The sequence below is a fragment of the Sodalis sp. RH20 genome (assembly GCF_047324205.1).
In the GTDB taxonomy this organism is placed as follows: Bacteria; Pseudomonadota; Gammaproteobacteria; order Enterobacterales; family Enterobacteriaceae; genus Acerihabitans.
On record NZ_CP178733.1, the window covers coordinates 5672081 to 5698649 of the forward strand.

Genomic DNA, 26569 nt, shown 5'->3' on the forward strand with positions numbered 1-26569 from the left:
TTGCCCCGCTGTAACATCACTGACATCAAGCCGTCGAATACTGCATTTTATTTATGATGGATAAAATCATGTTGGTTATTGGTCAAGGTGGTTTCAAGGGCCGCAGATGGCGATTACCGCGCATCGACGCGCCGCAATGGATGACCAGCCTGCGCGGCGGGTTTGTCCTGTTCCTGTTGCTGTTTTGTCTGTTGCAATGCCTCTCTATCGCGTTGCTTTCTCAGTTGGTCACCCATATGAAAAGCAATATCACCACCGCCCACGCCATGACGGAACGTCAGGCGTTAATGAATAAATCCCGTATAGAATTATTGACCGCCAGCGATAATATCAATCGCGCCGGCGTTTATTTTATGCAGGATAAACAAAGCGGCTCCGTCGGCAGTTGGCAGGCCTTGGCCGACAGCGCCGACACAGCGCTAAAAGCGGCTCAGTCCTTTTTTGCCGATTATCAAAAGCTGGATGGCGCGCAGGATAACGACGCCGCTCTGCGCCAGAATTTCGCCCTGGTGTTTGACGGGCTGAATGAGCAGTTAAAGGGACTGCGCGCGGATAATATCGATTCGTTTTTCATGGTGCCCATCCAGGCGTTTCAGGAACAATTCAACACGGCGTTTTATCAGCGGCTAAGCCAGGATACCGCCGAAGCCGGGCGCTTTAACCAAGCGATATTATCCTCGCTGACCACCGGTCGCAGCCTGTCGCTAGGTATCTCGGTGTTGCTGGCAGGTTTGCTGGCGCTAGCCGGCCTGGCCCTGTCCTATGCCGTTATCATGCCTCTCGACCACGCCCTGCGCCATATGGCGCAGATTGCCACCGGCAACCTCAGCGAACCTATGACGGCCTCCCGCTGGCAGTCGCGGGAGATCGTGGATCTGAATCAAGGTATCGGCCAGATGCAACTGGGCTTGCAACATATCGTCAATGAAATCAATGAAATATCTTCCCTTGTGATGCAGGGCGCCGGCGACATCGCCAGTCATAACCAGCGCGTCAGCCAGCATAACCGGCACCAGACCCAGGCTTTTCAAACTATCGGCGAGCGGTTAAACCATGTGGCGCAGGAAGCGGAAACCGGAGCGCAGTTCGCCGGTAATGCCACACGTCATATGAGTGATGCGGAGGCGTTGACCCGGCGCTGTGGCGAGATGGTGACGGAGGTTGATAAAAAAATGCATGAGATCGTGGCGGAGTCGGAAAAAATAGCCGGCATCGTGACCTTCCTCGACGGCATCTCCATGCAAACCAAACTGTTGTCGTTGAACGCGGCCATCGAAGCGGCCCACTCAGGGATAAACGGCCGCACATTTTCAGTGGTGGCGCGGGAAATGAGCCTGTTGTCGCAAAAAAGCGGTGGGTCGACGCGTGATATCGATATGCTGATCCAATCCACCCACCGGCACATCGACAGCGGTTTCAGCCGGGTAAAAGCGTTGGACCGGGTATACCACGATATTGTCCAGGCGGTGCAGGGGGTGGCATTGTTATTGGATGAACTGCAGCGCAATGCCGCGTCGCAAAGCGAAGGGGTGAATACCATCGCCGGTGAAATTAAACAGCTCAACGATCAAATCGCGCAAAGCAATCTGCTGACCCTGGCGTGCGCCAAAGCATCCGATGCGCTTATCGGCCATTCCCAACGTTTGCGGCAAAGCGTCAGTAAGTTCGCGCTGGCATGACCGGCCGGAAAAGCCGATGATATTTTCCTGCCATCCTTTGTGCCACTGCGAGGAATAAAATGAGCCAATTATCCCCTGTACGTATTGCGGTTATCGACGACTGGCAATCCGTCGCCGGTCAGGTCGTGGACTGGTCGGCGCTGACGCCGGTCGGCGACGTGACATTTTTGCACGAGTTCCCCGCCGATACCGCGGCGTTGGCCGCACGGCTGCAATGCTATGACGTTATCTGCGCCATGCGTGAACGGACCCGTTTTGACCGCGCGCTCATGATGCAGTTGCCGCAGTTAAAGCTGCTGGTGACCAGCGGCATGAAAAATGCCGCGATTGATATTGCCGCCGCCGGAGAGCTGGGCATAAGCGTCGCCGGCACCGACGGCAATCCCTATGCCGCCCCCGAACTGACCTGGGCGTTGATTATGGCGCTTACCCGCAACCTGCTGGCGGAGGCGACTGCGTTGAGGTCGGGCGGCTGGCAGCAGGGGCTGGGCACCAGCCTGCACGGCCGCACGCTCGGTATCCTGGGGTTGGGCAAGATAGGCCGGAAGGTGGCCCGCTATGCGCAGGCCTTCGGCATGGAGACTATCGCCTGGAGTGAAAACCTGACGGCTGAGCGGGCGGCCGAATCAGGTGTGACCTATGTTGATAAAGCAACGCTGTTTGCACAGGCGGATGTCTTATCCGTCCATCTGGTATTGAGCGGGCGCACCCGCGCAATGGTGGACGCGCCATCGCTGGCGCTGATGAAACCCACGGCGTATGTGGTCAACACCGCGCGCGGACCGATAATTGATGAGGCGGCGCTGATTGCCGCGCTGCACGAACGGCGCATCGCCGGCGCGGCCCTGGATGTCTTTGACCAGGAACCGCTGCCGGCGGCGCATCCGTTTCGCGCCATGGATAATGTCCTGGCGACGCCGCATATCGGCTACGTAACCCGTGAAAGCTACCAGGTGTTCTTCAGCGATATGATCGAGGATATCCTGGCCTGGCACGCCGGCCGGCCTATCCGGCTGCTGGCATAACCGGGCCGCCGGGATCTGGCGGTTACGCCGGGATAATACGCTCGGCTTTCAGACGGTCAAACAGGTCGATAAAGCTGTCGCGGGTATCCTGGTAGCCGGTAAAACCGGCCTTACGGCTTTTGCTCATATCGGTCACGATTTCCATCGGCCGGCCGAGGTCGGCGTCGGTATGCCACCAGGAGACCAGGTTATCGATATTGGCCTCGCGCAGGCCAAAGCGCGCGGCAATGTCCGTCCACTGCGCCGGCGCGTCCTGCATGCGCTCGCCAAGCGGTGACGCCTGGCCGGGGAACGGCGCCGGCGACACGCCAAAATAATCGGCTATCTGCGACCACATCCACCGCCAGCGGAAGATATCGCCGTTTACGACGTTAAAATCCTGGTTTTTCCCCTGGTCATGGGTGGCGGCCCATTCCAGGTGACTGGCCAGCAGCCGGGAATCGGTCATATCGGTCAGGCCGTGCCATTGCATGGCGGAACCCGGGAAAATAAACGGCTGGCCGGTGTATTTGCACAGCGTGGCATAAACCGCCAGCGTTACCCCCATATTCATGGCATTGCCGATGGCATAACCAACGATGGTATGCGGGCGATGGACGCTCCAGGTGAAGCCATGGCGTTTGGCCGCGGCGAACAGGCGATCTTCCTGGGCGTAATAAAAATTGTCCACCGGCAGCCGCCCCTGTTCTTCGCGAAAGGGCGTGACGGGGACCGCGCCGGTGGCATAAGCCTCAAAGGGACCGAGGTAATGTTTCAGCCCGGTGACCAGCGCGGCATGGCCGCCTGCCATAGAGGCGCCCAGCGCATCCAGGACATGACTGACCATGGCGCCGTTCACGCGGATATTTTCTTTTTCCGTAGCCTGACGCGACCAGGCGGTGAAAAACACGCGATCGACCGCAAGATCTTTCAACGCCGCCGCCACGGACTGCCCGTCGGTGAGGTCGGCAACGATGGCTTCGCAGCCTTCCGGCACCGGCGTGCGGCCACGGGATAAACCGTAGACCCGCCACCCACTGTGCAATAATTTCACTGCCAGCGCGCTGCCGATAATGCCGCTAACGCCGACGATTAAGGCACGATGTTGCATAGCTTATCTCCCATTATCATTCCAGGTCTTCAGCTTAGACTGGAATTTAATTCTTATCCCGGCTATTGTTTCCTTCCATTCGAGAATTTTTATCCCTGATAATATGCATCCCACGGAACGTCTGAAGGGCCTGAGCGCGTTTGTTTACACCGCCAGGTACGGCAGCTTCGCCGCCGCCGCCGAACAGCTGAACCTCACCAGTTCCGCGGTGGGTAAAAGCGTGGCGCGCCTTGAACAACGCCTGGACACACGGCTGTTTGAGCGCACTACGCGCCGGTTGGTCCTGACCGATGCCGGACAGGCGTTTTTCGCCACCTGTACCCGGGTATTGAACGACCTGGCCGATGCCCAGGCGGTATTGGCGTCCCATGCCCATACGCCCATGGGCCGGCTGCGTATCGATCTGCCGGCCTCGTTCGGCCGCCTTATCGTGATGCCGATATTGATCGCGTTTTTCCGGCGGCATACCCATCTGCGGCCCCATATCACCTTTACCGATCGTTTTGTCGATTTGGTTGACGAGGGCGTGGATGTCGCGGTGCGTATCGGCGGCGTTGGCGATTTGCCGCCGGCGATCGGCTCCCGCTACCTGGGCACCGAACGCCTGATTTTCTGCGCCGCGCCCGCTTATCTGAAATCCCGGGGCGTACCGCTCACCGTGAAGGCGTTAAGCGATCATGATTGCGTGGTCTATGGTAAAAGCGATGGCGCGGGGGCGCGCTGGTTATTGCCGGCGGAGGGGGGGCGGACCAGGGGGCTTGAGATCGCGCATCATATGATGGTCAGCGACAGCGAAGCGCAGGTGGCGGCCCTCGAGGCGGGGGCGGGCCTGGCGCAAATAGCCACCTGGCTGGTGAGCAAAAGCCTTGATGAGGGCAAACTGGTGCCTGTCCTGCCCGAGGCCGTGGTCGACGGCCTGCCTTTGCATATTACCTGGCCGAAAAATAAGCAACTGACCCCCAAGATCGATTTATTGTTGCGAACTTTCGCCGGGCAGCTGCGCATCCGCTAAGGCATGCGCGCGCGTGCCGCGGTTATTCTAATCCCGCCAGGCTGTAATTAACCGGCACCCACCGGTAACCCCGCCGATCGCCCGTCCTATCCCGGTATTTCACATGGCCCAGGCCGGGAAAAGCAATATGGTCGGCGGCAATCAAATAGTCATTTTTTACCGCCTCCTCCAGAATGGCTTTCCTGGATTCGGCCGCCTGCGTCTTGTCCCAGTCATAGGTAATCGTCGTGTCCGGATCGGGAAATTGCACGGCGGATGAATGAATGGTATCGCCCCAGATCAACAGCTTCTGGCCGGCGCTTTCTATCATATAAAGCGTGTGGCCCGGCGTATGGCCCGGGGCGGGGATGGCGTTTATGCCGGGAAACAGCTGGGTTTGACCGGTGAAGGTTTTTAATTTTCCCGCGGCGATTACCGGGCGGAAGGAGGCCGCGGATTCCGCGAAGGTATGCTTTTCACTCTCCCGCACCTGGCCGATATTCCTGGGATTCAGCCAAAAGTCGACATCCCGCTGATTAACCCAAACGGTGGCATTGGGGAAAGCGTACTGGCCGTTATGCACCAATCCGCCCGAATGATCCGCGTGAATATGGGTTAACAAGACGGTATCTATCTTTTCCGCCGGATAACCGGCAGCGCGCAGGTTTTCCAGCAGACGTCCGCCATTGTTGCCAAACAGCGGGCCGGAACCGGTATCGACGAGTATCAGGTTGCTGCCGGTGTTGATGACATAGGCGTTAATGGACGTTTCCACATTGGCGGACATATCTTCATCGGCCAGGCGCTGTTTGAGCATGGCGGGGGTGATGTCCAGCAACAGCTTGTCCAGGGGGATGGTGACGGTGCCGTCGGAAACGGCGGTGATTTCAAACTTGCCCAGCATCATACGATAAAAGCCCGGAGCCTGGTGTTTTTGCTGCGCCACCGGGGTCGCGGCGGCGGGCACCAGCGCCAGGGCGGGTGAGAGCGCCGTAGCAAGCATAAAGACGGCGGCGACCTTGACCTTGTTGACTCTTTTCATCATTACCTTCCATTTTTAAACGACATAAATCAATGGCTAAAGTATCTGGTCGGCGATAGTATTGATCAAATTGATTGGAGTAATTATGAATATCAACGAAAATGATTTTCGTGGTGTGGATTTGAATCTGCTGATTACTTTCCTGGTACTGTACCGGGAGCGCAGCGTTTCACTGGCCGCGCAGAAGCTTTTCCTGGGGCAACCGGCGGTCAGCAGCGCCCTGGCCCGGCTGCGGGCGTTATTTGACGATGCGCTGTTTATCCGTACCGCCCAGGGGATGCAACCCACCGCCAGGGCGGATTTCCTGGCCCGGCGGTTTGCGCCGCACTTTGAACAGATCCAGTCGATTTTATTTAATTCCGATGAGTTTATCCCCGGCGCGAGCCAGCGGACATTCACTCTGGGAATGACGGATTGGGTAGAGATTTGGCTGATGCCGCCGCTGTTGAAACAGCTCAGGACGCACGCGCCGGCTATTCGTATCAACGTTATCGCCACCACGCCCTTTGAGGACCCGGCTTTTCTTGAGCAGCACGAGGTGGATATGGTGGTTTCAGTCACCAGCGACCAGGCCCCCTGGCTACGGCGGGAGAAGCTGTTATCCCAGGAATTCCTGGTATTATGGCATCCGCGTCAGCTGCCGCTGCCCGCCCCGCTTTCCCTTGAGAATTACTTGCGATATGAACATCTGCTGGTGACCTATCGCTCCAGGGCGCGCAGCGTGGCGGACGATATGCTGGCGGAAAAGGGCATGGAACGGCGCATCAGTTATACCACGCCGCACTTCTCTTCATTGCCGGGGATATTACAGAATACGCCGGTGCTGACCACGGTACCGCAAGCATTGGCGCAGGCGTGGATGCGCAATGTCGCTTTTTGCGCCAGTCCGCCGCCGTTGGCGCTGCCGGGATTTGACCTGTCGCTGTTATGGCATGGCAGAAATGACGCCGATGCAGGCCGCCGCTGGCTTGCGGGGCAGATAAGCGCTATAGCGGGAAATAATGCGGCGCAGCACACCGCGGAGACAAAGCACTTAGAGTCTTAGCGCATCGCCAGATAGGCGTTTTTTACCTTCCACAGGTATCGCGGCGCCTGCGGCTGGGGATGTTTTTCCTGGATGTGCTGGTAGAACTGTTCCGGCGTCAGTTGGTTGATTCTGTTTATGGCGTAGTCCCGATCGCTTGAGAACGAGCGCAGCAGGGCGCCCGCGCCGTTAACGTAGGCGACCGCGATGGCGTAACGCAGCGTCTCGGGGTTGTGGATGCCGGATAACTGCCGTTGCAGGATGCTGATATAGGCCGTGCCCAGATCAATATTCGTGGCGGGGTCTTTTAAATCACGGACGCTCGGCTGGCCGTAGCGGCCTTTTAACCGATAGGCATCGCGTCCGGCGGTAGACGCCTTAAGCTGCATAAGCCCGACGGCGTTGGATTTGCTGATTACGCTGGGATTATAACCCGACTCTACCTGAATAATGGCTTTCACCAGCGTTTCATCGACGCCGTAAATGCTGGCGGAGTCGTGGATATAGCCGCCATAGATTCCCTTGGGCGCTGACTGCGGCAACATTTGCTGCGGCTGGGGGGGAGTAACGATGGCGACAGGCCGCTCTGTGGGTTGTTTGGCACACCCGGCCAACAGCAAACCCGCTATCAGGAAAAGGGAGTTTAATTTCACGCAGTATGCCTCAGGCGACGGGAGCGACCCTCAGCATATACAGGTTTGCGCCAGTTCTGAATATTTTTTTTCAGTGATGCGAGGCAAATTGCATTTTTTCTCGCCGTTTCGTTAGATTGCGCGGGATTCCGGCTGGAATATTCCCTTGTCTCTAAGATGCATCCTAAAATTATATTTAAATATTCAAAAAAATATAAGGGTAACGCCGCGCTCAAATAGCGCGCGGCATCGCCGTTGCCGCCCAAATAACGCGACTGGCCCCAAATACGACAACGATGTCAGTATAATTTAACTGTCGATATTAAGTAAATAACGCAGGTTATACCGATTTTTCATTTCTATTTTTATCTTAGCGCGACATGCGCTGCGATATTTTGCCGCCTGCCGGCGCCGGCAGGATATTGCCGCGCCATAAGAGTCAGAACCGCAAAATAAATCGGCTGCCCTGCTGCAGGGCTTTGACATCAAGCTGCCAGTGATGGGCGACGGCAATCTCTTTGCAGATGGCCAGTCCCAGTCCCGTACCGCCATGTACCGCGCCGGGCGCGCGCCAGAACCGGTCAAACACCCGCGGCGCTTCATCGGCTTTAAGGCCCGGCCCGTTGTCCGAGACCTGGATGGAGGCGGCGTCGGCCAGAATATCAACGGTACCGCCGGGCGGGGAGTAGTGGATGGCATTCTCGACGATGTTTTTCAGCAAGATAAACAGCGCGCTTTTATCCGCGTGTATCGGCGGCAGGGTATCCGGCAGCCACAGGCGCAACGTGATACGGTTGCCCGCGGCCTTGCGGTCCAGATAGGATGCCACGTCGCGCATTACGGCAAGCCGGTCCACCTCGCCAAAGCTATAGTTCTGCGATTCGCTCACCTCCGCCAGGTGCAATAGCTGGCGGACCTGACGCGCCATCAGATCGATTTCCCGATACAGCAGGTTTTTATTTTCGATTTCGGGCTGCAGCTCAATTTGTCCCCGCAGTAACGTGAGCGGAGTTTGCAGCTCGTGCGCCGCGGCGCCGAGGAAATCCTGCTGGGCGATAAAACCCGTTTCCAGTCGCGCCAGGGCGGCGTTAAAAGCGACAATCAGCGGCTTGATTTCACTGGGAATATCACGATCGTTTAAGCGTGTCTGCAAATTAGCGGGCGTGATCGACATGGCGGCCTCGGAGGCCACTTTCAGGGGATAGAGCACACGGCGTATGGTAAAGGGGAATGCCAGGCCGAACGCGATGGTCGCGATTAATATGCTCCAGGCGATGATCTCCGGCAGCGGCGCGAATTTCATATTCGCCACATTTTCCCCGAAGACGTCGCTGGTCGCGGTCTGCACGTAAAAGCGCCTTCCCCCGTGATCGGTTGCAAGCGTTATTACATCAAATGGCCTGCCGTTGATGGTCACGCGCTGATGGGAATCCGCCAGATCCGCCAGCCGGCCCTTGCCCCATGCCAGGCCGCTGTTGTCTTTCCCACTGCTGAGCATCATGGTGCCGTGGTTATCAAACACGCGATACATCACTTCGGTGGGGGCGATAGCGAATAGCCAGGCCGTTTGTTCATCCAGCCTGGCGGAGACGGGCATGCCCAGTTCGTTGTATTGCAAGCCGGCGGAAACCCGCAGCGCGTTTTTTTGGTTATTATCTTTCTGCCACATTTCCCGGGGAAACTGATTTAACGCGTAGAGGTAAAGCGCCGCGATAAACGACAGGCTGACCGCCAGGACCGCAATGCTGGTCAGCCATAATCTTGCCGACAGGCTATATGTCCAGTAACGGATCCATTGCGCACGGAGAAATTTCTTAAGCATAGCCAAGCCCGCCGTCATCGCGGGAGGCCGTCCTCACGGCCAGGGCGAAGCCGACGCCACGGACATTTACGATTTGGGCGGCCACGCCCGCGGTGGACATTTTTTTACGTAGCCGGTGAACGGTGACTTCCAGCGCATTCGGCGTGACCGCTTCCCCTAATCCCCATGCCGCGTGTTCCAGTGATGCATGACGCACCGTCTGCCCGCCCGCCTTAAGCAACGCCAGCAATATTTGCAGCTCGGTGGGGGCGAGCAAAACGGACTGCGTTGCGCCGTACAGCGTCGGTTCCCGGGGATCAAGGGTAATATCGGCGAAGGCGTATACCAGGCCGGCGGTTTCAGCCGGCCGCCGCATCAGCGTTCGGATGCGCGCGACCAGTTCGCTCATGGCGAACGGTTTGGTAACGTAATCGTCCGCGCCGCTTTCCAGTCCGTCGACCCTATCGTGCAAGGCATCCCGGGCGGTCAGGATCAGGCAGGGCGTCATATATCCCGTGGCCCGCAACTCCCTTAAAAAATCCAATCCGTCGCCGTCGGGCAAGCCGCGATCGATGATAAGCACGGCATAATCAGCCTGCTTTACGCCGTATTTCGCCTGCGACAGGGTATAAAAAAAATCGGTTTCCACCCCGGCACCGGACAGCGCCTGACCGATCATGGCCGCCAGACGCTCGTTATCCTCGATAAGTGCGATACGCGCCATGTCGTGTTTTCCAGTTAGAAACGATAAAGGTAGCTGAACCGGGCCTCGGGGATCACTGTCCTGTCAACCAATGGACTGTCGGTGATTCCGCCGCCCAGATGAGAGACGCCGGCGTCCAGGCTCAGGCTTTGGTGCGGCGTAAGCTGGTAATCGAAACGCACGCCCGCCGAGAAGTTATAGGTGGCTTTGCCCGCGTAGGCATCGCGTCCGGCGCGCGCTTCATCATTTTCCACGCCGTAATAATAATCCACATAGCGACTGTTATACCAGTCAATGCCGGCGTGGGGCACGAGCGTGACGTCCCCGTATTCGAACGCCCGGTGGTAATCAATGCCCGCTTTCAGCCCTTTATTCCCCGCCGTCAGGACGTTTGCGCCGAAGGTGCCGTAGCCGCTGTCCCAGGCCATGGCCGGTCCGACCCAGAATCCGCCTTTGCGTTTTTGCATGCCGTCGAGTATCGGCGCATCCGATTCCTTATAGCCATCGCCCAGGGCATATTCCCCGCGCAGGGTAACACTGACGTTATCCCAGCGGCCGATCTTGACGTCAAGTTTGTTGCCGAAGAGATGGATCCATTTGTTATCGAAATAGATCAGGGGCAGCGGGGAGACGCTGGCATCGTCTCCTTTGTAAGGCGATTGCTCATAGCCCACGCCGATGCCAAGACCCCAATGGGTAACGTTGGGCGCATCGCTCCAAAATGTAAAGCCCGTCGCGTCATTCTCCGCCGTCGCCGGGGCGGTGCCGGCAGCGCAGGCGGCGCCAGAAAAAAACGCTACGGATGCTACTGCATACCCTATCCTGAGCCGATGTTGCATGAATTCTCTCACAGTGGTTGTCTGGATGTCGCCGGGAGGACGTGACCAAGATGGGGTCAACTCTAAGGCCGTCAGGCTTACAGTCGACTTACAGCGAGGCGATTAATGATCCCTTCAGCGGCAGTCCGCCATCATTTCATGGCATGGTCATCGCAGTGAATAAATTTGGGAGGGTGCCGGCAACATGACATAAGTGAACAACGCGCGCCGGCCCCGGCCGCCGGCAGGGACCGGCAAAGAGGCGGAATGTATCCGCCGGTCAGGGTCACGGGTTGGGTGGCGACGATAGTCATGTAGCCGGCCTGGGCACCGCCGGTTAAATTTGCGCCATTCCGCCATCAATGCACAATTCTGCCCCGGTAATAAAGCTGCTTTCATCCGAGGCGAGGAAAAGGGCGGCGGCCGCGACTTCTTCCGGTTTGCCCAGACGGCCTAACGGAATATGGCCGATCAAGGTTTTCCGAACCTCTTGCGTAACCTGATCAAACATTGGCGTGTCGATCGGTCCGGGACTCAGCGTATTCACGCGAATTCCCCGATCGGCGAACTCGTTGGCCCACGTTCTGGCATAGGAGCGCATGGCGGCTTTGGTCGCGCCATAGACGCCATAGCCGGGGGTGCCGATAAATCCGGCGATGGATCCAATCAATACCATACTGCCGCCCTTATCCATCAGCGGCAGCGCTTTTTGCGCCGTGAACAGCGCGGCGCGGGCGTTAACATCAAACATCAGATCGAAATGGGTTTCGGTTATCTCGTTTAATGTGGACGGCACGGAAACGCCTGAGGCGATCACCAGAACATCCAGCCGACCTTTTTGAGCCTTGACCGCGGCATATAACCGGTCAAGGTCCGCCATTTCCGTCACATCCCCTTGCACCGCCGCGATATTTCCGCCGATCAATGCCACCGCCTTATCGAGTTCCGCCTGGCGGCGGCCGGTGATAAAGACATAAGCGCCTGCTTGCACGAAGCGTTGTGCGATGGCCAGGCCGATGCCACTGCCGCCGCCGGTGACGACCGCGATTTTCCCGTTTAAGTTCGACATATAAGTACTCCATTGAATTTGAACCATGATGGTATAACTTATATACTTACTGTCAATTACGCACCTTGAGTCGCGTAGGTATACACAAGGAAACCACTATGTCCCGGCCCGCTATCAACACCCTTGCTGCCGCATGCGCGGTGAACACCCTTGCCGCTGCATGCACGGCGCGCCCGATTCTTGACCAAATCGCCAATAAATGGTCCCTGATGATCCTGATTGTCCTTTGTGAGCAGCCGGTTCGTTTTAACGCGTTGCAGCGGCGTGTGGGGGGGATAACCCAGAAGGCGTTGACCGAGAGCCTGCGTCGTCTTGAGAGAAACGGGCTGGTAAAACGATGTGTTATAGCCTCATCGCCGGTCGCGGTTGAATATTCGCTCACGCCGTTGGGGCATACCTTGCAATCACCGTTTGCCGCGATTTATGCCTGGGCTGTCGATCATCAGCCCGACATCGAACGGGCGCAGCGGGATTTCGATCAGCATATTCATCAAATGAACAGCGCGGTTAATTGAACCCGCATTGAGACATCGGTCTTATCCGCAGAGTGATGGCCTGGCTGAACGGTTTACCGTCCTGTTGGACAAATGCGTCCTGCCGCCTTAATTCTTCGGCGCGACACCGTCGAGATAATACACATTGCTGTTGGCGGCGGGGACCTGGTTAAAGATATCGGTAAAGCGCGCGTTATAGCGTTGCCGGTAAGCGGCGAGATCATTTGCTTCCGGCTCAAGGTCCCGTAAAAACGAGAGCGCCAAACGGACATGTTTATGCGTCAGTTCGGTGGGCAGCCGCGCTTTATGCAACACCGAATGCCAGAATGCCAGACTCTCTTCGGCGTCATCGACAATAAAGGTTTGATAGATCAGCAGCACGCCCGCGGCGTTGCCGAGATGTGATTCGCTGTTATGTAATAAATAGCTGACAAACTCGCCGCCGGCTTTTTTCCCCATTTGGCTTATCATGGATTCCACATAGACCGGCTCGATATTCAGGCGTTTGGTCAACGCCTGCGACGCCCGGCGGGAATCGGAGTTTAGGATGCGAAAACCGACAAGGAAAACGACAACCAGCGTTGCCAGTATGAGCCAGATCATGGGACGTCCTCAAGCAAACCAGGGTCCATCATAAGAGTAAATCACCGCCGAGAAAACAGCCGTGCGGAAGAAAGATGTTCACCGGGATTCAGCGACCCGCAATTTACCATTATTGATTGCCGGAGCTGCGCACTGGCGTCCGCTTTAAGGCCAACCCATTTCATCCCGCCGTGATTTATTGGTAGGTTAAGGTAAAGGTGGCTGTGCTGTTGGCGAGTCCGGGCGTCACCGTGCTTTCAGTCTGGTAATAACGCGCCTCTAACGGGATATTAAAAAATCCTGCCGCGGTGGTGGTGCCAACGGCCAGCGGCGCGCCGAGGGTGACCGGATTGCTATTATACAGTATTTGCACGCCCACGCCGGTGGCGGCGGGGGGGGAAGAGGATGGGCTCAGCGCCAGTACGTTCGTCGCGCTGCCGGCGCTGATGCCGTCGAACTGCACCCTGACATTGATGCCGGGATTACAATCCAGCGGTATAGTAAAGCCGCGCAGGCCCGCCGTGCTGCCGATGGCGGTAAACTCTGCGCGATCCACATTACCCATCGGCACCGTAATGGCGGTGTTGGTCACTGAGCATGCATTGACGATAACGGTAATAATTCCCGAGAAAAGCGATACCGCCGGCAAAGTCAAATCACTGCCGTTTACGACATTGATAAAACTGGCGAGATGTGTCGAGGGGAGGGTTCCGGGGGTGACGGGACCGAGTTTATAAAAAGTGATTGTTGCGCCGCCGGTTAACTGCGGGATGTAGCCGCTTGGATTGGAGCATAGCTGAACGGTATTGGCATCCCCCCCCATCTGCGGGCCGGTGCCTATATAGGCGGATCCTACGCAGTCTCCTGTAGGCTGCACATCGCCATAGACGATGTAACCTAATCCGGTATCACCCAATTTATAGATGTTGCGGCCAGCCGATACCTCACCTGTGATATTTTCCGAATTTCCCTGTAGCCCAAATTGTTGCTGGGTTATGCCGGCGGGGGCGCACGAATATCTATCCGAGCTCGGAAAAACATAGGGGTTGCCTATCAGGCCGTTGGGTTTATCACGCGCTAACGTTAAGGTGACGGGGGCGCCGGTCTGCGATGCTCCCGTGGTGGTACAGGCGGCCATGGCCGGTGGGGTATACGCCAGCGCCGCGCACGCCGTCGCCAGCAGGGCGCTTATCGACCATAAAATGCGTTGTTGCTTCATACGATGGCTCCTAACGACATGGCACACTGGCCATGCGAATCGAGGGGGTTGGCGATGCCGCGGCGGGCAGACTGTAGCCGGCTTCGCACCGCTGGTCCGCGCCCTGGCCCCAGACCGCCTTGATCCGGCCCTGTTCCGGCATTCCGCTCAGGTACACCTGGCCCGCGGCATCCGCAATACCGCTGTTTTCGTTTTCACCGGCGGCCTGTATCTGGGTGACCTGCGTGCCGAAGGGCACCGGCTGACCCCGATACGTTATCGTCAGCAGCACCCGGCTGCCCACCCGGGTCTTGAAGTCCGCCAGCGCCAGCGCTCCCTGCGTGGGTATGACGGTCTGGGTATTGATATCGATATCCACATCCTCACCCAACGTCGTGGTGTCGAGCGCAATGCGATTCCGGCGATACGTGGTGGCAAAGGGCACCACGGCGTAACCACGCCGGTCGGTCACCACGCCGGTATTGTTTTCCACCCGTACCCCGTCGGCGCCCGGCGCGCGTACCAGCGCCAGCGTATCGCCCAGCGATTGCGACAGCGTGACGCCATAAGGATGCGCCACGACGCCGCCCTGCGCCCCGTAGTTTACCTGCCGGTTGTGTCGGCTGTAGTTATAGCCTGCGTTGAGCTCGCCGCTCCCTCCCCGGTACGACGCCGATGCGCTGCCGCTGGCGCCGATACCCCGGTTGCCGTAGCTTTGCTGCACGCTGTAGTTAAAATTATTATCCGCAAGCAGGGTGCCGCTGATGCCCGCCTGCTGATTGACCGCGCCGTGGTTATCGCCATTGACGCTGTAGGTCGCCCAGCTGTTCGGCAGCCATTTGCTGAGCGGGATTTGCACGCTGAACGCAAATTGCCGATCGTTGTCCTGCGGCCCCGGCGTCTGGCTAAAAGTGTAATTCAGGTAATAGGTGATGCCGGCGTGGCTAAGACTGTACCCGGCGCTTAAGCTGCGCTGATAACCGCTTTGCCGCCAGTAGTCCTGCTGGTAGCCCGCCAGATACAGACTGCCGGCATCGCCCATAGACTGGCTGACATTCAGTTGGATCCTGCTGCGCTTGTTGTAGAGCCGTTGCCAGGCGTCGGAGGCTTGATGGGTCATCTCGTTGGCATCGCCAAAGTCATAAAAGCCTTTGCTGGAGTAGCGATACCCGGCGAGGGTAAAAGAGGTCCCGTAGTCGGTAAAGACTTTGGCGTACTGGAAGCGATACGATTGGCCGGTATGGCGCTCATCGCTGCCGGGCAACGTGGTGTTGGCCCGGGTCACATCGAACGACGCGGAGCCCAGGTCGCCAAAACCACGGCCCATCCCCAGCAGCAGGGATTGGTAGTCCGCCGAGGCGATTGACCCGCCGTAGACCGACGTGTCCCCGGGCAGGCCGTAAATCAGGCTGCCCATAAGAAAATTGGGCTCCCGCGCGTCGTTAAACGCGGAGCGGTATCGGCCGGCGCTGGCGGCATATTTCAACCTGCCCTCGCGCTGCATGATAGGCACCGCCGAAAACGGTTGGGTAAAACGGCGTTCCGCGCCGCTGGCTTCCCATATCGTCACGTCCAGGTTACCGCTGGCCGCGGTGGGAAACAGATCGGTAATCACAAAAGGGCCGGGGGCGACGTACGTCTGATAAATAATGGAATTATTCTGGCGAATGGTCACCTGCGCGTTGCTTTGCGCGATGCCTCGTACAACCGGGGCAAACCCGCGCAGGCTATCGGGCAGCATATTATCATCGGAGGCCAACTGCGCGCCGCGAAACGGCACGCTGTCGAATATCGTCCCGGGCGTGTAGGCGTCGCCGGCGGTAAACTGGCCCTTAAGCGACTGCACGTCATGCTGGACGTACGTGTTGATGCTGTCCCAATGGGAACGCTCCCGGCTGCTGTTGCTATAAACAGAATAATTCCTTAATCGCCAACCGCCCAGATTGGCCCCGCTGCGCAGGTTGAGATAATGGTTTTCGTCGCTGCCCGACTGGTCGTCATACCAGGTAGTAGAGCCGGAATAGGCGTAGCCCAGCATCAGGGCGGGCAGCCCCTGATCCCATTGCGACGGATCGACATAGCCGCGCGCCTGGCTGTCCAGCGCCGCCTGCGGCACGCTGAGATCCAGGCGCAATTGCTGGAAATTCAGCGTGCTGCCGGCCTCGGGAATGTACTGGCCAAGCGCGGTAATAGGCTGGTCGTCCGGCAGCGCCCGCAGGGCCGGGAAGGCGCCGCGATTCACCCCATACTCCGCCAGTTGCCTGGCGGTGAGTTCGGGCTGCAGCCCCGCCGCGGAGGCCACAAACGTGACCTCGCGGGTATCCACCTTATTGCCGTTGAGATAGATATCGACGCGATAGATGCCGGGCAGTTGTCCCCCGATATCAGAGAACTGGGAGAGATCAACCGCGTGCATTGCCGCCCCCTTGAGGGATAGGGCGTTGGGATTAAAGTAGTCCTGCGCCGGCGACGGCAGCGGGACGAGACCCAGCGATAAGACCGGCAAAACAGGCGGGATGGACCAGGCGAAGCAGCTCATCAACATCGGTCTGACAGGCAGCCGGGATAGCGCATTTTTCATATTCACCCCCTCTACCGCATGCTGGCAAACGGATGATCCGCCGGCTAATGGGCGTGCCGTCGTTAAGCCATCACAACGGCGCGCTGGCCGGCGCGGAAGTGCCGCCGAATTCATTAATCGCCCGCCACATCACGTTACCGCGTACCCCGGCCGGCAACGGCCAGCTCAGGGTGCCCAGCGGGGCAATCATGCCGGGATTTGTAATGTCCTGGCCGCTTACGCTCAAACTGGCGAACGACACGTAGAACGGGGTAGGGTTACGCGCCGTTAATTGCCCGCCCTGGCGGGAGAAATTCAGGGCTTTATACGCATCCCCGGCACGACCGGCCAGGTTTTGCGGACGATAAAACAGTTTGATGCGGGTATTGATGCTGATCAGCAACTGGTTGATCGCATTTTTATCGGTGGCGGGGATGGATTTAATATTGAGCCAAAACACCGATTCGCGGTCCCCGGGCAGGTTGCCGCCGGCGCGCACGATGCGCAGGACATTTTCCTGCCCCGCATCCAGCCGGAACAGCGGCGGGGTGATGATAAACGGCACCCTGAGGGTGTCGCTATCGCGTTCGTTATCAATCCAGGACTGAATAAGATAGGGCAGCGATTTGTCCGGATTGCTGACGGAAATCGACGCTTCTTTCTTCCCGGCATCGTAAACGACCCGGGTTCCGCCCACCACCACGCCGGCCTGAGCCAGTAAGGCGCTAACCAGCCCGGCTGCCATGCATACCGCTTTCAGCCACTGAAACATGGTCATCTCCAGTAAAAATCCGCCACTACGCGCGCCATGGCCCAAGAGTAATGACCGATAGAGATTAAATATGGCCTCTGGGGCGACCTAAAGACGGGGCCAGGGCATCGGCATTTATGTTTAGGGATATTGCAGGACGAATTCCGCCGTGGCATTGGCGGCACCTGCTACAATCGGCGTCGCGGTTTGCATGTACTTCGCCACGAAGTCCAGCGAACCGCCGGCCGCGGTGACAGGCTGCGCCACGGACGCCGCGCCAAGATTCACCCGGGTGCTGCCGTCGGATTCAAACAGCGCGATGCCGGCGCCGGTGGCTCCCCCGGCGGTTAAACCTAATACCGTGCTATCCGCGGGATCCGCAGCGCCGGAAAAAAAGACCTGGGCAGTGGTTAAACCCGCGGGGCAGGAGGTCAGCGTAATGGAGAACGGCGTGGAACCCGCGGTTGCGCCAACACCACTAAACGCCGCGACGGTTAAACTGCCCATATTCACCGCCACGACGGCAGGTTCCACGACACAGGCTGTATCCAGAATGGTTCCGGTGAAGTTGATGGTACCATCGGCGGCATTAGCCAGGCCGCAGGACAGAATGCCGGCTACGGCTAACGCGGGAAGGGTAAATGTGCTTTTCATATAAGGCCCCTCGTTCACTAATATTATTTATCGCTGGATAAATCACTGCCCTTTTGAAACATGCCACTCAATCTTGCCGGAACGTGATCGCGTGATCTCATTGCCTGTCAACGAGCGTGGGGAAAAACGCCAGTAGGGGATCAAGTGAATAATAAACCTCATTAGGGTGTATTTGCAGAAAATACAGCGTGCGATGCAAGTTGATAATAACGCCGGTACGTCACCTTCTGTAAATAGGGTTAAAGGGAATAATGAATAAAAAAATATAAAAACCTTGATATTGATTTTTAATGGTGGGTTATTTTAAGGGGCGGGGAGCAATTAGGATAAAAACCTCTTTGTGAGACAAGATAGGTTACGCATAAATAATCATAATGAATTTTAATTTTATATGAGATATAGCCAGATAAATTATTGTTATAGAATGTTGAGTGAAATTGATAGCCTGCATTAGAGCCGGTGCTTAATCGGTGATGGATAGTTAATGAACGGTGCGGCTGCGCCGCCAAAAAATAAGGCGTATATAAAAATAATGCCGCCCATGTCGGCGCGGCAGGCAATAATGCCGGTGATTCCTTGGGGATGCTTCCCATCCGGCGGGTTTAGCGGTCTGCCATATCAGCCGACGCGTTTTACTTCACCCACCAGGCACAGGTATGACAATGCGCCCAGCAGGGCGACCGCCGCGATATAGATCAATGCCGGCGCGAAACCATAATCCTGGGCAAGATAGCCGACCACCAGCGGAACGGTGATGCCGCCCAACCCGCCGACAAAGTTAAACACGCCGCCGGTCAGTCCGATCAGCCGCACCGGCGCCAGCGACGATACCAGCGACCAGGTAATGGAAGCAAAACCGTTGCCGAAAAAGGCTAAAGCCATTAGCGTCATAATCCAAACAGGATCGTTGGTATAATTCGCGCCCATAATGCAGGTTGACAGCAACAGGCCGCAGATGATGGGCGTTTTGCGTGCAAATCCAATGGTTTTGCCCTTGCGCACCATACGGTCGGCAAAGAGACCCGACAGTAATACGCCCGCAAACGCGGCCAGGAAAGGTACGGTAGTCATAAATCCGGCGGTCAGGGCGCCGATATGTTTTTCCTGGGTCAAATAATTGGGAAACCAGGTGAGAAAAAACCATAACGTCGAGGTTACGGCAAATTGCCCCAGATAAACGCCGACCAGCTTGCGGTGAAATATTAACTTCCAGTCGGCCGCGGTCATGGACACGCGTTGCGCCTTGGCGGTAGGTGCATCGCCGTCAATAATGCCGCCGCCGGCTGCGATATAATGCAGTTCGGCCGCATTAATCCCTTTGCTTTTTTTCGGCGGTTGATAAACAACGTGCCAAATAATCGACCAGATTATGCCTACTCCGCCGGTGAGAATAAACACCCAATGCCAACTCAGCATTTCCTGTACCCAGATCAATAGCGGCGTCAGAAAAGCCAAACCGACAAATTGCCCCGAAGTGAAAAAACCAACCGCCGATGCCCGTTCCTGCTCGGGGAACCAGCTCGTCACCATCCGGTTATTGGTTGGAAACGCGGGCGCTTCAAACATCCCCGTGATGGCGCGCAAGCCCATGAGTGAAATCAAACCATTGGCGAATCCCTGGCCGAGCGTCGCCACGGACCAGCCGAAAATGGCAATGAAATAGGTCATTTTTGAGCCGACGCGATCGAGAAACCAGCCTCCGGGTATCTGGCAAAGGGTATAGGTCCAGGCAAATGCCGAGAAGACATATCCCATCTGCGTTTTATTGATACCGAACTCTTGCTGGATATGCACCGACGCTACCGCCAGATTGGCGCGGTCGACATAACAAATCACCACGGTAATAAAGATCATGAGCAATGTGATATAGCGCCGTTTGGACGGCACGGTGGCTACTGAGATATCCATCTTGTTCATCCCGTTCAGTAAACTACAACATGTAAGGTAAGGTGGGTAGTGAGTTGATAATATTTTTGATAGAAACTGAAAACGCGCATGAAATCCATTGTTATAGCATCGAAAATAAATTGTGTTTGCAGACGATGCGCGCTTTGGCTTTGTGACAAAATAAACAATACAGTGTTAAAAACCTAATGAACTACCGCAGCACGTTATACAATAAAAAGAACTCATTAATTTTTTAAGTTAAATAAAATTAATGGCCCACCGGCTGAAAATATATTTATCAGTCAGTATTAAAGGCAATATGGCGTTCTGCCCGATGGATGAAAGAATGTGTCGTTGCTTCCAAGCAGTTTCTTTCGCAATAATTATCTGTTGGTGATTGTAGCACCATAATTTTATCTTGTACTACAATGCAGATCACACTTTGGACACTTTATCCGCGGGCTTGATGGCCCGCGAAAAAGAGCGCGGCTGCCGCTGGCGCGGAGCAAGCCGGCTCGTTCATTGCGCGCATCAGCGCGCTACTGCATACCCGACTGCGTCTACATTACCAGGGGAGGCTACCCTGCTCGTTTTGGTAGGCGCCTTTCGGGTCGTGCTCAGTAAGCAGCGCCAGGCGCACTATAAATACCGCCGCCTCGGCGGGCATCCTATCACCCCGATTTCCGCTTAGCTCGGTGTTCACCAGGCCTGGGCAGGCAGATACCGCGGTAATCCCGGTAGCGCGCAGTTCGGCATTGAGCTGGATCGTCAGCATATTCAGCGCGGCTTTTGACGCGTTGTAGCCAATAAACCGGACATCGTAGTACGGCCAGTCGGGATCTTCATTGAGCGTCAATGAACCCAGGCTACTGGATAGATTGACGATACGCCCGGCTTCGGACTTACGCAGCAGCGGCAGCATCGCCTGCGTAACCGCCAGTGTCCCGATGAAATTAGTGTCGAATACCCGACGCACCGCGTCCAGGGCGGCGGCGCCTGGCGCGCCGTCCGTGGCGTCGGAAACGCCGGCATTGTTCACCAGGATATCGAGGCGGCCATACTCGGCGTCGATCCTGGCCGCGGCCGCGGCTATGCTCCGCGCGTCGCAAAGGTCAATCTGAATGAACGACGCCGGCAAACCCTGCGCGGCCAGCTTATCGGCCGCGGATTTACCTCGGCCCGCGTCGCGTCCACCCACCAGGACGAAGACACCCTTTTGCGCAAGCTGCCTGGCGATTTCGTGGCCGATTCCTTTATTGGCGCCCGTCACGAGCGCAATGCGGTTAGCGATATTTGTCATGTGAAGTTCCTTGATAATTTCGGTTATTCCGATCACATTAAGAATAAGAATAATTCTTCAGGTTTTGAATTCGCTTATGTTTTCGGTCCCCAAACGCAGCCTCAGCGCCCGTAAAGTCCCGCAGCAGGCGCGATCGGCCACCACTGTCGAGGCCATTTTCGACGCGACGATTCAGGTTTTATTAGCCGCGGGGCCAACCCGTTTGACGACAACGCGCGTGGCTGAAAGGGCGGGGGTATCCGTTGGCTCGCTATATCAGTATTTTCCCAATAAGCAGGCGTTGTTCTATGCGCTGAATGAAAGATATCTCATCATGCTGGCGGAACGGGTTGAGGCGGCCTGTCTGGCGCAACACGGGAAACCCTATGCGCAGATGAGCGACGCGCTCGTCAGCACCTACATTGCAGCCAAAATCGAGCGCCGCGATGTGACGAGCGCACTCTATCGTGCGGCGGCCGAGGTGGATGTGGCCGAACTGGTCGAGGCGATGACCAGGCGTGTCGAAGCGGCAAGCGAGGCCATGTTTGCCAGCGCCCCGGACGCGAAATTTGCCGATCTCGCTACGGTGAACCTGACGCTGTTGAACGTCCTGTGCGGCACCGTCTGCAATGTGTTCGTCAGGAATATGTCGGAACTGTTCGTTGGCGGCGGCCTGACATCACAGCTGACGTTAATGTTCTGTACTTATCTGAACGCGGCGAAAATGCCGCCGGCGGACGCGTAGTGCCGCGGGGAGAAAACACAGGCTAAGCCATTTTCCCCCGGGGAGCCTGGCGTGGATCTTAAGACGCCGCGGCGTCCGGCCGTCCACGCACCCGGATCGGCTCTTTGACGGCATTTGCGGCGAGGAGGCGTTGAAGCGCGGATATGGCGGTGTCGGTAAGTTCATGACCTTTGGTCAGCACCATCAAACCGTTGGTGGTGCGGATATCTTCGTCTACCACCCAGCCGGGCATCAGTTCGCTAAAGCGCACGGTGCGGGCGCCGGCCACGTTAGCGCGAAAATCAGCCAGGGCTTTGATGATGTACTCGGGGATCGCCGGGCGCGCCGCGCGCAGGATTTCCCACGGGCGTTCCAGGCTTTGCCCCCGCGCCGCGTGGCGTTCCAGTTCAAGGGCGGCGCGCAGCAGGTGGGCGCCGCGGATAACCTCCAGGGGCGCGTCTGGCGCGGCCTCACGGGCCTGGTGGCGGATAATCCCGGCCACCAGTTCGAGGCGGGGAATGTGCTCAACCAATCGGGCGGCGACATCCGGGTGTTCCTGGAGGAGTTTTTTTTCGTCCTCCGAGAGTTTTCTCTGGGCCACATCGGCCTGGACGATGTCGGCGGGGACGCCCACACAGCCGATTTGGCTCAATGAGGCGGCGATGGTGTATAGCCATCCATCAGGCCACGCCAGCTTGGGCAGCGCGTGGATGACACAGGACTGGGCGAAGGCCGACCGCTGGAAAGCCCATGGCGCGACCATGGCGAGGACCTCAGTCAGCGTTTTGACCGACGCGGTGAGGGTGGTCGCCAGCAATTCTTTTTCCGCGCAAACGAGACGGTATTGACCGACCGCGTCATTGAGCGCCGATACCAGTTCCTCCCTGGGGCAAGGCTTGCAGAGGTAGCGGAAGATGGCGCCCTGGTTGATGGCCGCGATGGAGGATGCCAGGTCGGCCTGTCCGGTGAGCAGGATCCGCACGCTGTCGGGGGCGACTGCCCGCACTTTGGATAGGAAGGCGGCGCCGTCCATGCCGGGCATGCGCATGTCGGACATGATCACGGCAAAACGCTCGCCCGAGGACACGGCGCGCAGGCCGGCTTCACCGCTGAGAGCCACCACCACGTCGAATTCATTAAAGAGACTGCGCTCCATCGCGGCGAGCACATTGGGTTCATCGTCTACGCACAGCACCCGGGGCAAGGCGGTTTCAGTCATCAAGCGTCTCCTGCGTGTGGGCGAGCATCTCCTGCCACAGGGGCAGTTTATTCAGCACGCCGGTTTGTTCGAGATAATCCAGATCGGGAACACTGTTGTTGGCGAGGGCGACCGCGACATGCACGGCGCCGGTCACACCGAAGGCTTTCTCCGCGGAGCGGGAGGGCTCGACGTGATAGGCCACGGCTTCCACAATGTCCATGGGCAAACCCCACAAGGCCAGCAGATAGGCGCCTACCGCGGCATGCATGGACGTATTGTCCTGGGTGGCGGATACCTCGCGGCCAGGCTCCCTCAGTTCGGGGATAAGCCGTGCGATGCTGGCGAGCAGGGCGGCGGTCGGCTCCAGTTCCTGGTGTCCGGAAATGCGGGTGGCCAGGGTGGACGCGAGCAGCGAGGTCCGCTGTAACCGGTCCACATAAGGGTCCGTACTCGCATCCGCAAAGATCTGGGAAGCCAGGACCAGCAGTTTCACCTGATCCAAACCCAGGCGGGTGATGGCGTTGCCGATATCATGAATGCGACCGCCTCTGCTGAAGAAGGCCGAGTTAGCCAACTGCATAATCTTGACGCTCAGGGCGGGGTCACTGCCCAGGAGCCCGGCGATGCGTCGGGTATCGCCGCCGGCGCTGGCAAGGAGGCGGCATACTTCGGTAAAGACTTTCGGGGCGGCCGGCAGGCTGCTGATGCGGCCCACCGCCTCGACCACCGCCGGGTCTTGAAACAGGGCGCGCAGGGCCAGGGCGCCGCCCACCATCGCCAGCAGCGCCGTGCTGTCACAGGGTTTGGCAACAAACCGGTGGGCCACGTCCACCATGCGTAAGGTGGAACTGGCCTCGGAGTAGCCGGACAGAATGATCCGTATGGTGCCCGGCCAGCGGTCGCGTACCCGCGTAAGCAATTCAGCGCCGTCCATGAGCGGCATGCGCATGTCGGACACCACCACGTCGGCCGGCTCTTCCTCCAGCATCGCCAGCGCTTCCTGGCCGCTGGTGGCGAAGCGGCACTCCCATTCGGTGTCTTGCAGCATAAGCGCCCGCTCAATGCCGGAGAGTACCCGGCTTTCGTCATCAACGAACATCACTTGCATGCCGGGCACTCCTCTTTCTCGCAGCGCAGGGGCAGTTGCAGGATGAACGTCGAGCCCACGCCTTCTTCGGACTCGCAGAAGACGCGGCCGGCATGTTTGTCCACCACGGTTGAATAGACAATGGCGAGACCTTGGCCCGTGCCTTTGCCCACCGCTTTGGTGGTGAAGAAGGGATCGAAGATGCGATCGCGGATCCCCACCGGGATGCCGCCGCCATCGTCGGTCACCCGGATCTCCATATATTCGCCATTGCGCGCCGCCGATACGATGATGTGGCCTTTCTCCTTGACGCCTGCCTGGATGGTATCGGCGATGGCATGGGCGGCGTTCACCACCAAATTGAGAATGGCCTGGCCAATCATGTCGCGCAGACACGGCAGCTGCGGCAAGTCATCCTCGAAACGCGTCTCAAGTTCCGCCACGTATTTCCATTCGTTGCGCGCGACGGTCGCAGTGGTATTGATGACCTCGCGCACATCCACCCATTCCTTCTCATCCTGGGCGGGATGGGAGAATTCCTTCATGGCGGACACGATCTTGGCGATATGGCCAAGGCCCTCCAGCGATTCGTCCAGGGCGCCCGGGATCTGGTGGCGCAGGAAATCCACTTTGGTGCGTTTGAGGATCGCGTCGAATTCCGCCATGACGGATTCCCCGGCCATTTTCCCGCGCGCGGCCTCGGCCAGCGCCAGGGCGGCGTCCAACAGACTTAGCAGGGAAACGGTGGCGCCTTTAACGAAACCCACATTGTCGGAGACGTACTGGGTCGGCGTATTAATCTCATGGGCGATGCCGGCGGCGAGTTGGCCAATGGACTCCATCTTTTGCGCCTGAAGCAGCTGAGCCTGGGTCAAGCGCAACTCGGACAGGGCTTTTTCGAGCTCGCGCCGTTCGTTTTCCAGCTCCAGGGTCTTGCGCGCGACCACCTTCTCCAGGCCCACATTCTGCTCCAGGATGGCAAAAGGCGTCGCGTTGCCGCGCCTGGCTTCTTGTGCGATGCGGCGCTTGAGCACGTCGATGGTCTTGTCCCGGGCGGCGAGCTTGCGCTCGTATTCGGCGGCGGACGCTTGCGGACAGGCTTCATCAGGCAATGTTCTGTCCTCCAATGGCGACGCCCGTGAATGTCTGCGTCACGTGCACGCCGTTGTACTGCTCGCCGTAGGTGGAAAATCCCACGACATGATTCTGCTCCATGATGCTGCCGATCTGCTGTTCCAGCCCTTCCTGCTCGAACTGGATACGGCGCAGGATGCAATCGAAGCCAATGATGGCCGCAGGCTCGGGAATGGTCTCGCGGACCTTGGCGAAAGCCTGCTTGAAGGTTTGGACGGGATCCTTTGCTTTGCCGACGGCCACGATCAATCCCTCCTCGATGGCGCAGTAGCAGGTGAGAGAAAGGTCTTCGTTCCACCGCAGGATAGAGCGGATGTAGGGCTCATCGCCGAAGGAGAGCACCAGCGGGTTGCGGGAGAATACCGTCGGCGTCAAGTCGCGCACCGTCAGGCCCAGGGCATCCGCGTATGCCTGGGCGGCAGGTTCGCCATTGATCTCCAGGATGAGCCTTTTCTCAGGATCGGCCCCGGTGATGACGAGTTCCACCTCACTGGGCTCGAAGTGCTGGACCTTGAAGATGGTGATGGGCGCGTTGGTCTCTATAACGGCGAATACCGCCGCGTCGGAAATAAAATGGCCATTGCCATCATAGACGTGCGTCTTCTCGAATCGCAGGTTATCGCCAGCGGAACCACCGACTATGGGAATGTTGCCGATCTGCTGATAGAGGTTCGCCGCCAGGCGTTCTTCGGCCATAGAGAGGCCGTCTACCAGCAGCAGCCCGAAGCGCTGCAGGTTCGGCCTGACCTTGCAGTCGAGGCGAATGGCTTCGGCGATGTCGGCCACCAGCGCGGTGTAGTTGGTCAAAGGTTGAATCAGGAAGGCGCGGGTGCGAAAGTTGCCGTCCAGTCCGAGACCCAACAGCCCGGAGTGCTGGAAGCCTTCCTTGCCAATCTGTCCGGAGGACGTGCAGCCGATGCAGGGACAGGAAAAGGCGTTCTTCAATTCCTGGCCCAAGACGTCCAGGTCGTAGTCAGGGGAGCAGAAGAAAAGAACGGTATCGATGCCTTCATGGCCAAGCTGGCTGGCAAATTCGGCGACGGCCTGGCGGGGGTCCGGCGACTCGCTGCTGGCATAGTGGAATTGATCATTCATGACAAGCTCTCCCAATTCTGAGTAGAACTTTCGCCTGCGATCCCGCGTT

Annotated in this window: 24 protein-coding genes; 6 read left to right on the forward strand and 18 right to left on the reverse strand. The window is 57.9% G+C overall.

The window, feature by feature from the left end; translation table 11 throughout:
• Nucleotides 1-68 precede the first annotated feature (68 nt).
• Nucleotides 69-1679, forward strand: a complete 1611-nt coding sequence (locus ACL2XM_RS25925; RefSeq protein WP_410013493.1) for a methyl-accepting chemotaxis protein — start codon at nucleotides 69-71, stop codon at nucleotides 1677-1679.
• Nucleotides 1680-1738: 59 nt separating this feature from the next.
• A complete protein-coding gene (locus tag ACL2XM_RS25930) occupies nucleotides 1739-2704 on the forward strand; it encodes a D-2-hydroxyacid dehydrogenase family protein (protein ID WP_413729416.1) in 966 nt (321 codons plus the stop codon).
• A 22-nt stretch (nucleotides 2705-2726) separates the two neighbouring features.
• On the opposite strand, the gene ACL2XM_RS25935 is transcribed toward ACL2XM_RS25930, so the two are convergent.
• Nucleotides 2727-3794, reverse strand: a complete 1068-nt coding sequence (locus ACL2XM_RS25935) for an SDR family oxidoreductase (protein WP_410013495.1) — start codon at nucleotides 3792-3794, stop codon at nucleotides 2727-2729.
• A gap of 103 nt (nucleotides 3795-3897) precedes the next feature.
• Between ACL2XM_RS25935 and ACL2XM_RS25940 the strand changes: the two genes are divergently transcribed.
• On the forward strand, nucleotides 3898-4806 hold the full coding sequence (locus ACL2XM_RS25940) for a LysR substrate-binding domain-containing protein (RefSeq protein WP_410013496.1): 909 nt from the start codon (nucleotides 3898-3900) through the stop codon (nucleotides 4804-4806).
• A 22-nt stretch (nucleotides 4807-4828) separates the two neighbouring features.
• Here the strand turns inward: ACL2XM_RS25940 and ACL2XM_RS25945 are convergent, their stop codons facing one another.
• On the reverse strand, nucleotides 4829-5830 hold the full coding sequence (locus tag ACL2XM_RS25945) for an MBL fold metallo-hydrolase (protein ID WP_413731917.1): 1002 nt from the start codon (nucleotides 5828-5830) through the stop codon (nucleotides 4829-4831).
• An 82-nt stretch (nucleotides 5831-5912) separates the two neighbouring features.
• Here ACL2XM_RS25945 and ACL2XM_RS25950 point away from each other — a divergent pair, with 82 nt between their 5' ends.
• A complete protein-coding gene (locus ACL2XM_RS25950) occupies nucleotides 5913-6872 on the forward strand; it encodes a LysR family transcriptional regulator (protein ID WP_410013498.1) in 960 nt (319 codons plus the stop codon).
• On the opposite strand, the gene ACL2XM_RS25955 is transcribed toward ACL2XM_RS25950, so the two are convergent.
• The 5 genes from ACL2XM_RS25955 to ACL2XM_RS25975 all read right to left on the reverse strand — a co-directional run bounded on the left by ACL2XM_RS25955 (nucleotide 6869) and on the right by ACL2XM_RS25975 (nucleotide 11874).
• Nucleotides 6869-7504: a transglycosylase SLT domain-containing protein gene (locus ACL2XM_RS25955; protein WP_410013499.1), complete on the reverse strand. Its 636-nt coding sequence runs from the start codon at nucleotides 7502-7504 to the stop codon at nucleotides 6869-6871. The two genes, ACL2XM_RS25950 and ACL2XM_RS25955, sit on opposite strands and share 4 nt — an antisense overlap.
• Nucleotides 7505-7922: 418 nt before the next feature.
• The gene (locus ACL2XM_RS25960) at nucleotides 7923-9305 is read right to left on the reverse strand and encodes a sensor histidine kinase (protein WP_413731918.1); all 1383 of its coding nucleotides are present in this window, start codon (nucleotides 9303-9305) and stop codon (nucleotides 7923-7925) included.
• Entirely contained in the window at nucleotides 9298-10008 is a 711-nt protein-coding gene (locus tag ACL2XM_RS25965) for a response regulator transcription factor (RefSeq protein ID WP_413727667.1), read from the reverse strand. Before ACL2XM_RS25965 ends, ACL2XM_RS25960 begins: the two co-directional genes overlap by 8 nt.
• Nucleotides 10009-10022: 14 nt before the next feature.
• Complete coding sequence (locus tag ACL2XM_RS25970) at nucleotides 10023-10826, reverse strand: MipA/OmpV family protein (protein WP_413731919.1); 804 nt, start codon at nucleotides 10824-10826, stop codon at nucleotides 10023-10025.
• Between the two features lie 316 nt (nucleotides 10827-11142).
• A complete protein-coding gene (locus tag ACL2XM_RS25975) occupies nucleotides 11143-11874 on the reverse strand; it encodes an SDR family NAD(P)-dependent oxidoreductase (protein ID WP_410013503.1) in 732 nt (243 codons plus the stop codon).
• Nucleotides 11875-11972: 98 nt separating this feature from the next.
• Between ACL2XM_RS25975 and ACL2XM_RS25980 the strand changes: the two genes are divergently transcribed.
• A complete protein-coding gene (locus ACL2XM_RS25980) occupies nucleotides 11973-12389 on the forward strand; it encodes a winged helix-turn-helix transcriptional regulator (RefSeq protein WP_410013504.1) in 417 nt (138 codons plus the stop codon).
• A gap of 87 nt (nucleotides 12390-12476) precedes the next feature.
• On the opposite strand, the gene ACL2XM_RS25985 is transcribed toward ACL2XM_RS25980, so the two are convergent.
• The 7 genes from ACL2XM_RS25985 to ACL2XM_RS26015 form a co-directional block, all read right to left on the reverse strand.
• On the reverse strand, nucleotides 12477-12971 hold the full coding sequence (locus ACL2XM_RS25985) for a DUF1198 family protein (RefSeq protein ID WP_410013505.1): 495 nt from the start codon (nucleotides 12969-12971) through the stop codon (nucleotides 12477-12479).
• A 175-nt stretch (nucleotides 12972-13146) separates the two neighbouring features.
• On the reverse strand, nucleotides 13147-14169 hold the full coding sequence (locus ACL2XM_RS25990) for a fimbrial protein (RefSeq protein WP_413727670.1): 1023 nt from the start codon (nucleotides 14167-14169) through the stop codon (nucleotides 13147-13149).
• Between the two features lie 10 nt (nucleotides 14170-14179).
• Nucleotides 14180-16729, reverse strand: a complete 2550-nt coding sequence (locus ACL2XM_RS25995) for a fimbria/pilus outer membrane usher protein (protein ID WP_413731921.1) — start codon at nucleotides 16727-16729, stop codon at nucleotides 14180-14182.
• Between the two features lie 70 nt (nucleotides 16730-16799).
• A complete protein-coding gene (locus ACL2XM_RS26000) occupies nucleotides 16800-17486 on the reverse strand; it encodes a molecular chaperone (protein WP_410013508.1) in 687 nt (228 codons plus the stop codon).
• A 114-nt stretch (nucleotides 17487-17600) separates the two neighbouring features.
• Nucleotides 17601-18113 (reverse strand): fimbrial protein, encoded by a 513-nt coding sequence (locus ACL2XM_RS26005; RefSeq protein ID WP_410013509.1) that lies wholly within the window; start codon nucleotides 18111-18113, stop codon nucleotides 17601-17603.
• Nucleotides 18114-18731: 618 nt separating this feature from the next.
• On the reverse strand, nucleotides 18732-20021 hold the full coding sequence (locus tag ACL2XM_RS26010; RefSeq protein WP_410013510.1) for an MFS transporter: 1290 nt from the start codon (nucleotides 20019-20021) through the stop codon (nucleotides 18732-18734).
• Nucleotides 20022-20565: 544 nt separating this feature from the next.
• On the reverse strand, nucleotides 20566-21300 hold the full coding sequence (locus tag ACL2XM_RS26015) for an SDR family NAD(P)-dependent oxidoreductase (RefSeq protein ID WP_410013511.1): 735 nt from the start codon (nucleotides 21298-21300) through the stop codon (nucleotides 20566-20568).
• 76 nt (nucleotides 21301-21376) lie between these two features.
• On the opposite strand from ACL2XM_RS26015, the gene ACL2XM_RS26020 reads away from it, so the two are divergent.
• Complete coding sequence (locus ACL2XM_RS26020) at nucleotides 21377-22024, forward strand: TetR/AcrR family transcriptional regulator (RefSeq protein WP_410013512.1); 648 nt, start codon at nucleotides 21377-21379, stop codon at nucleotides 22022-22024.
• 58 nt (nucleotides 22025-22082) lie between these two features.
• Here the strand turns inward: ACL2XM_RS26020 and ACL2XM_RS26025 are convergent, their stop codons facing one another.
• From ACL2XM_RS26025 to ACL2XM_RS26040, 4 genes are read right to left on the reverse strand one after another with little or no spacing between them, the layout of a single operon-like run.
• The gene (locus ACL2XM_RS26025) at nucleotides 22083-23222 is read right to left on the reverse strand and encodes a response regulator (RefSeq protein WP_410013513.1); all 1140 of its coding nucleotides are present in this window, start codon (nucleotides 23220-23222) and stop codon (nucleotides 22083-22085) included.
• The gene (locus ACL2XM_RS26030) at nucleotides 23215-24312 is read right to left on the reverse strand and encodes an HDOD domain-containing protein (protein ID WP_413731924.1); all 1098 of its coding nucleotides are present in this window, start codon (nucleotides 24310-24312) and stop codon (nucleotides 23215-23217) included. Before ACL2XM_RS26030 ends, ACL2XM_RS26025 begins: the two co-directional genes overlap by 8 nt.
• On the reverse strand, nucleotides 24303-25418 hold the full coding sequence (locus ACL2XM_RS26035) for a sensor histidine kinase (protein WP_413731926.1): 1116 nt from the start codon (nucleotides 25416-25418) through the stop codon (nucleotides 24303-24305). The genes ACL2XM_RS26030 and ACL2XM_RS26035 overlap by 10 nt, the downstream gene beginning before the upstream one ends.
• Nucleotides 25396-26520, reverse strand: coding sequence for an FIST N-terminal domain-containing protein (locus ACL2XM_RS26040; protein ID WP_413731927.1), 1125 nt, complete (start codon nucleotides 26518-26520; stop codon nucleotides 25396-25398). Before ACL2XM_RS26040 ends, ACL2XM_RS26035 begins: the two co-directional genes overlap by 23 nt.
• Nucleotides 26521-26569: the final 49 nt, after the last annotated feature.

What these genes read in the sequence shown, in the direction of transcription:
- ACL2XM_RS26030 (WP_413731924.1), bottom strand. Translation starts at nt 24,312, where the DNA reads ATGCAAGTGATGTTCGTTGATGACGAAAGCCGGGTACTCTCCGGCATT.
- ACL2XM_RS25990 (WP_413727670.1), bottom strand. Translation starts at nt 14,169, where the DNA reads ATGAAGCAACAACGCATTTTATGGTCGATAAGCGCCCTGCTGGCGACG.
- ACL2XM_RS25930 (WP_413729416.1), top strand. Translation starts at nt 1,739, where the DNA reads ATGAGCCAATTATCCCCTGTACGTATTGCGGTTATCGACGACTGGCAA.
- ACL2XM_RS25995 (WP_413731921.1), bottom strand. Translation starts at nt 16,729, where the DNA reads ATGAAAAATGCGCTATCCCGGCTGCCTGTCAGACCGATGTTGATGAGC.
- ACL2XM_RS25935 (WP_410013495.1), bottom strand. Translation starts at nt 3,794, where the DNA reads ATGCAACATCGTGCCTTAATCGTCGGCGTTAGCGGCATTATCGGCAGC.
- ACL2XM_RS26010 (WP_410013510.1), bottom strand. Translation starts at nt 20,021, where the DNA reads ATGGATATCTCAGTAGCCACCGTGCCGTCCAAACGGCGCTATATCACA.
- ACL2XM_RS25970 (WP_413731919.1), bottom strand. Translation starts at nt 10,826, where the DNA reads ATGCAACATCGGCTCAGGATAGGGTATGCAGTAGCATCCGTAGCGTTT.
- ACL2XM_RS25980 (WP_410013504.1), top strand. Translation starts at nt 11,973, where the DNA reads ATGTCCCGGCCCGCTATCAACACCCTTGCTGCCGCATGCGCGGTGAAC.
- ACL2XM_RS25945 (WP_413731917.1), bottom strand. Translation starts at nt 5,830, where the DNA reads ATGATGAAAAGAGTCAACAAGGTCAAGGTCGCCGCCGTCTTTATGCTT.
- ACL2XM_RS25940 (WP_410013496.1), top strand. Translation starts at nt 3,898, where the DNA reads ATGCATCCCACGGAACGTCTGAAGGGCCTGAGCGCGTTTGTTTACACC.
- ACL2XM_RS26015 (WP_410013511.1), bottom strand. Translation starts at nt 21,300, where the DNA reads ATGACAAATATCGCTAACCGCATTGCGCTCGTGACGGGCGCCAATAAA.
- ACL2XM_RS25960 (WP_413731918.1), bottom strand. Translation starts at nt 9,305, where the DNA reads ATGCTTAAGAAATTTCTCCGTGCGCAATGGATCCGTTACTGGACATAT.
- ACL2XM_RS26020 (WP_410013512.1), top strand. Translation starts at nt 21,377, where the DNA reads ATGTTTTCGGTCCCCAAACGCAGCCTCAGCGCCCGTAAAGTCCCGCAG.
- ACL2XM_RS25965 (WP_413727667.1), bottom strand. Translation starts at nt 10,008, where the DNA reads ATGGCGCGTATCGCACTTATCGAGGATAACGAGCGTCTGGCGGCCATG.
- ACL2XM_RS26000 (WP_410013508.1), bottom strand. Translation starts at nt 17,486, where the DNA reads ATGACCATGTTTCAGTGGCTGAAAGCGGTATGCATGGCAGCCGGGCTG.
- ACL2XM_RS25925 (WP_410013493.1), top strand. Translation starts at nt 69, where the DNA reads ATGTTGGTTATTGGTCAAGGTGGTTTCAAGGGCCGCAGATGGCGATTA.
- ACL2XM_RS26040 (WP_413731927.1), bottom strand. Translation starts at nt 26,520, where the DNA reads ATGAATGATCAATTCCACTATGCCAGCAGCGAGTCGCCGGACCCCCGC.
- ACL2XM_RS26005 (WP_410013509.1), bottom strand. Translation starts at nt 18,113, where the DNA reads ATGAAAAGCACATTTACCCTTCCCGCGTTAGCCGTAGCCGGCATTCTG.
- ACL2XM_RS25975 (WP_410013503.1), bottom strand. Translation starts at nt 11,874, where the DNA reads ATGTCGAACTTAAACGGGAAAATCGCGGTCGTCACCGGCGGCGGCAGT.
- ACL2XM_RS25950 (WP_410013498.1), top strand. Translation starts at nt 5,913, where the DNA reads ATGAATATCAACGAAAATGATTTTCGTGGTGTGGATTTGAATCTGCTG.
- ACL2XM_RS26025 (WP_410013513.1), bottom strand. Translation starts at nt 23,222, where the DNA reads ATGACTGAAACCGCCTTGCCCCGGGTGCTGTGCGTAGACGATGAACCC.
- ACL2XM_RS25985 (WP_410013505.1), bottom strand. Translation starts at nt 12,971, where the DNA reads ATGATCTGGCTCATACTGGCAACGCTGGTTGTCGTTTTCCTTGTCGGT.